The organism is Kitasatospora sp. NPDC091257 (genome assembly GCF_044757675.1).
GTDB lineage: Bacteria > Actinomycetota > Actinomycetes > Streptomycetales > Streptomycetaceae > Kitasatospora > Kitasatospora lactacystinica.
Map to the genome: position 1 here is coordinate 1 of NZ_JBIVVI010000631.1, position 5,329 is coordinate 5,329.

Sequence of the window (5,329 nt, forward strand, 5' to 3'; positions counted from 1 at the left end):
GAGAAAACAACCGTGATTCCGGGAGTAGTGGCGAGCGAAACTGGATGAGGCTAAACCTTGAGCGTGTGAGACCCGGCAGGGGTTGCGCTCAGGGGCGGTGAACCGCGAGCCGCGAACCGCCCCGAGCATAGACCGCCCCCGAACGACCCGGACCGGGTTTCCGCCCACATCCTCGACAGCTTTGTAGAAGTTTGACTGAATCCGATCACCCCCACCGGAGAACCCTCCGGAGACCATTCGGGAACCATCCCGCCGCGCAGCACGTCCTCCGGCATATATAGTTCACCGACATATGCAGTTGAGCAGCTCACGAGGGGGAAGTGTGTCCCACACCGATCCGACCCGGCCCGCACCCGTCCTGCGCCTGGCGGGCGTCACCCGCGTGCACGGGCGGGGCGCCGCCGAGGTGCACGCCCTGCGCGGCATCGACCTGGCCGTCCACCCGGGCGAGTTCGTCGCCGTGATGGGCCCGTCCGGCTCCGGGAAGTCGACCCTGCTGACCCTGGCCGGCGGGCTGGACCAGCCCAGCGACGGCGAAGTGCTGGTGGAGGGGGTCGCGCTCGGCGGCCTCGGCCGCGGCAGGCTCGCCGACCTGCGGCGGCGCTCGATCGGGTACGTCTTCCAGGACTACAACCTGATCCCGGCCCTGACCGCCGCCGAGAACATCGCCCTGCCGCGCGAACTCGACGGCGTCCCGGGACGCCGGGCCCGCCGGGAGGCGCTGGCCGCGCTGGAGGAGCTGGGCATCGGGGAACTCGCCGACCGCTTCCCCGACGACATGTCCGGCGGCCAGCAGCAGCGCGTCGCCATCGCCCGCGCCCTGATCGGCGACCGCCGCCTGGTCCTCGCCGACGAACCCACCGGCGCCCTCGACTCCACCACCGGCGAGGCCGTCCTCGCCGTCCTGCGCGCCCGCTGCGACGCCGGCGCCGCCGCCATGATGGTCACCCACGAAGCGGCCCATGCCAGTTGGGCGGACCGGGTGGTCCACCTGCGGGACGGCGCGGTCGCCTCGGAGACCCCCGGCCGCCGGTCCTCCGCCCGCCTCGCCGCGGTGCACCCGACCGGTGTGCTCGGCGAGGTGGCACCGTGAGGATCGGAGCCTGGCGGGTCGCCCTGCGCATCGCCCGCCGCGACGCCCTGCGGGCCAAGGGCCGCAGCGCGCTGATCGCCGCCATGATCGCACTGCCCGTCCTCGGCGTCACCGGCGCCGACGTGGTCCACCGCAGCGGGCAGCTGACCCCGGCCGAACGGGTCGAGCGGGTGGTGGGCGGCGCGGACGCCCTGGTCACCTCGCTCGACCCGGGCCAGACGGTCGAGCAGGCCCCGATCGCCGAGGACGGCGCCTTCTCCGTCCAACCCCGCCCCGGGGAGCAGCCGACGGCCGAGCAGGAGAAGGGCGCGAGCACCGACCCGGCCGCCCTGGTCGCCTCCCTGCTGCCGCCCGGCAGCGTGCTCACCCCGGCCCGGCCCGGTCCGGAGGCCGGCGCGACCTCGCCCGAGGGCCTGGTCCGCACCCTCACCACCGAGGCCGATCTCGGCGACCCGGTCTGGCGCGGCCGGCTCGACCTGGTCGAGGGCCGCGCCCCGGGCGCCCCGCACGAGGTGGCCGTCACCCGGGCCTTCCTGGACCGCTCCGGGCTCCGGCCCGGCGCCACCACCACCGTCCAGGGCCTGGAGGGCACCACCTACACCATCACCGGTGTCGTGGAGCACCCGGGCGAGCTGGGACGGGTCGAACTCGTCGCCCGGCCCGGTGAGTTGGTCGCCCCGCTGAGCACCGCGCTGGCCGGCGCCGGACCCACCGCGCAGAAGCCCTCGGCCGCCCGGTCCGCCTGGCTGGTCCGGCTGCCGTCCGGCGCCCCGCTCGGCTGGGCCGAGGTCCAGCGGTTCAACGCCCACGGCTACACCCTCACGGCACGCTCGGTGGCGCTCGCCCCGCCGCCGGAGCAGGCCGTGCCCTACTACCGGGACGCCCGCCGCTACAGCGACCCGACGGCCGCCACCAACACCAGGATGGTCGTCGCCACCGTCACCGGCCTGGCGCTGCTGGAGGTCGCCCTGCTCGCCGGGCCCGCGTTCGCCGTCGGCGCCCGCCGCTCGCGCCGCCAGCTCGCCCTGCTCGGCGCGGCCGGCGGGAGCCGTGCCCACGTCGGTGCGGTGGTGCTCGGCGGCGGCCTGGTCCTCGGCGCGGCCGGGGCCGTGGTCGGCGTGGTGCTCGGCACCGCGGTGGTCGCCGTGCTGCGGCCGTGGATCGAGCAGATCGGCGGCGCGCGCTTCGGCCACTTCGCCGTACCGCCGGTGGACCTGATCGCCATCGCCGGGATCGGCCTGGCCACCGCGCTGCTCGCGGCCGCGCTGCCCGCGCTGCAGGCCGCCCGGCGCAGCGTCACCGCCGGGCTGACCGGCCGGGACACCGTCCGCGGACCCAACCGCCTGGTCACCGTGTCCGGCGTCGCGCTGCTCGCCCTCGGCGCGGTGCTCGCGATGTACGGCGCGGCCTCGGTGCAGCGCGACCGGCCGGGCGTCGGCGGCTACGACACCCGTACCCTCACCGTGCTCGGCGGCTCGGTGATCGCCGAACTCGGCCTGCTGCTGTGCACCCCGATGCTGATCGCGCTGATCGGCCGGGCCGCCGGCCGGCTGCCGCTCGGCCCCCGGCTGGCCCTGCGCGACTCCGCCCGGCACCGCTCGCGCACCGCTCCGGCGGTGGCCGCGGTGATGGCCGCGGTGGCCGGGGCCGTCGCCATCGGCGTCTACACCACCAGCACCGACGCCGAGAACCGGCGCGACTACCGGCCCCAGGCCCCCTACGGCGCCGTCCAGTTGACCAGCCACGTCGACGGGCCCCGGCTCGCCGAGGAGCGCGCCGAGCTGGAGAAGCAGCTGTCCGGGCTCGGCCCGCGCGGCGACCTCGGCCAGGTGGAGTACCGCTTCTGCGACAACTGCGCCAGCACCGTCCAGCTCAAGGGCCCGCCGGAGCGGCGCGGCCTGGGCGCACCGCCGCACCTCGCCGCCGGTGACGCGACCGTGCTGCACAACCTGTTCGGCATCCATGACCCGGCCGCCGAACAGGCACTGGCCGCAGGGAAGCTGCTGGTCTTCGACCGGGCCCTGGTGGGCGCCGACGGCAAGGCCGTGATGATCCTGCGAGGCGGAGGCGGCGCTCCGCTGCAGCCCGGCGAGGTACCCAAGCCTGACCTGCAGGAGGTCCCGGTCGACGCGGTGCTGGTGGACAACCCGGCCGCCGCCGACTTCGCCCAGGGCCTGGCACTGCCCTCCGCGCTGCCCGGACTCGGGCTCGCCGCCCGGCCGACCGGCTCGGTCTGGCTGCCCGCCACCCCGCCCGACCGCAAGGCGCAGCAACGGGCCGAGGCGGCCGCCGCCCGGCTGGACCGCTTCTCCACGCTGGAGGTGGAACGCGGCTACCAGCCGAAGAGCGACGCGCTCACCCTGGCGCTCACCGGCTTCGCCGGACTGGTCGTGCTCGGCGCGGCCGGGATCGCCACCGGTCTGGCGGCCGCCGACTCCCGGCAGGACCAGGCCACCCTGGCCGCGGTCGGCGCGCCACCGCGGATCCGGCGGAGCATGGCGGGCCTCCAGTGCACGCTGATCGCCCTGCTGGGCGCACTGCTCGGCGCGGTCAACGGCTTCGTGCCGGCGGTGGGGCTGCTGAAGTCCCGGGCCGGCGGGTTCGGGGCCAAGCCGGCGCTGATCACCGCTCCCTGGGGCGAGCTGATGCTGATCGTGCTGCTGCTGCCGGTGGTCGCGGGGCTGCTCGCGGCGCTGTTCACCCGCTCCCGCATCCCGCTCGGGCGGCGGCTGTCCTGAGTCCCGGGCGGGCGGCCGTCCTGACCGCGGCCGCCCGCCCCCAGCCCCGGCGAGCGGCTTCCGACACGGCTTGCACACCCGCCGACCACCACCTGGGCACCACCCGCGGCACGCCGGGCGCCCGTCCCCTTCACCCGGGGGCGGGCGCCCGGCGCTCGCCGTACCATGGGCCGCGTTCCGGCGGGCGAAAGGCGCCGGTGGTCGGCTCGGCGAGGGAGAAGAGGGCGGTGCTACGGGGCTTCGGCGATCTGGAGGCCGAGATCATGGACCGGTTCTGGTCCTGGGGCCGGCCCGCCACGGTGCGCGAGGTGGTGGACGACCTCCAGCAGGAGCGGGCGGTCGCCTACACCACCGTCACCACGGTCGCGGACATCCTGCACACCAAGGGCTGGCTGCGCCGCGACAAGGTCGGCCGCGCCTGGGTGTACGAACCGACCTGCACCCGCGAGGAGTACACCGCCCGGCTGATGCACCAGGCGCTGGAGACCACCCCCGACCGGGCGGGCGCCCTGCTCCACTTCGTCGACCGGATCAGCGGGGACGAGGCCTCGGCCCTGCTCGCCGCCCTCGAACAGGTGAAGTCCCGGGGCCCTGAGTGACCCTCGCGGTGCTCTGCCTCCAGCTGCTGGTGACCGGCGTCCTGCTGCCCCGCCGGCTGGCCGGCTCCGTCCGGCTCCAGGCCCGTCCGGCGACGGGCGCGGCGCTCTGGCTCGCCCTGATGGCCTCGTTCACGGTGGCCCTGCTGCTCACCGCGCACCACGCGGTGGAGCCCTTCGCCCACCGGCCGGCCGGCCTGCTCGGCCTGTTCGGCCTGTTCGGGCGCCCCCCGCACGGCGAACCGGCCGGGCCCGGCCTGCCGCACACCCACGACTGGTGGCTGCTCACCGTCGGCGCGGCCCTGTTCGCCGCCCTGGTGACGGCCGTCGGTCTGCGCACCGGACGGGACCGGCGACGGCATCGGGCGGTACTGGACGTGGTCGGCGTACCGGACCGGCGCTGGGACGCGCTGGTGCTGGAGCACGGCCGGCCGACCGTCTACTGCCTGCCCGGGCGCCGCTCCCGGGTGGTGCTGTCGCGCGGGGCGCTGCGGCTGCTGGACGAGCGGCAGCTCGCGGCGGCCGTCGCCCACGAGCACGGGCACATCCGCGGCCGCCACCACCTGTTCCGGCTGCCGGCCGACACCTTCGCGCTGCTGCTCGGGCCGCTGCCGCTGGCCCGGCTGGGGCGCTCCGAGGTGGCGCTGCTGCTGGAGATGGCGGCGGACGACGCGGCGCTGGAGCGGGCGTCGCGCGACGAACTGGCGTCCGCCCTGTGCGCGTTGGCGACCAGCGGCCCGGCTCCGGCCGCCGCGGCCGAGTCCGGGGCCGAGTCCGGGGCCGGGGCCGAGTCCGGCGGGGCCCTGGGGCTTCGGGTCACTTGCGGGGCGTCATTTCAGGAAGACCTCCCGCGCCAGCCTCATTCCGAGCAGCTCGCGGAACTGCGCGCAGCCGTGCGACTT

4 protein-coding genes are annotated in these 5,329 nt (G+C 76.2%); all 4 read left to right on the forward strand.

Annotated features, from left to right (window positions below):
• The first annotated feature begins 292 nt into the window (after nucleotides 1-292).
• On the forward strand, nucleotides 293-1,093 hold the full coding sequence (locus ACIQOV_RS26040) for an ABC transporter ATP-binding protein (protein WP_401052381.1): 801 nt from the start codon (nucleotides 293-295) through the stop codon (nucleotides 1,091-1,093).
• Nucleotides 1,090-3,831, forward strand: a complete 2,742-nt coding sequence (locus tag ACIQOV_RS26045; RefSeq protein ID WP_401052383.1) for an FtsX-like permease family protein — start codon at nucleotides 1,090-1,092, stop codon at nucleotides 3,829-3,831. Before ACIQOV_RS26040 ends, ACIQOV_RS26045 begins: the two co-directional genes overlap by 4 nt.
• A gap of 227 nt (nucleotides 3,832-4,058) precedes the next feature.
• Nucleotides 4,059-4,430, forward strand: a complete 372-nt coding sequence (locus ACIQOV_RS26050; protein ID WP_401052386.1) for a BlaI/MecI/CopY family transcriptional regulator — start codon at nucleotides 4,059-4,061, stop codon at nucleotides 4,428-4,430.
• The coding region (locus ACIQOV_RS26055; protein WP_401052389.1) for a M56 family metallopeptidase at nucleotides 4,427-5,329 on the forward strand (903 nt) is incomplete at its 3' end. The genes ACIQOV_RS26050 and ACIQOV_RS26055, both read left to right, overlap by 4 nt.

Bases quoted from the DNA above. Each gene is read 5' to 3' on its own strand.
- ACIQOV_RS26040 (WP_401052381.1), top strand. From the start codon at position 293: ATGCAGTTGAGCAGCTCACGAGGGGGAAGTGTGTCCCACACCGATCCG.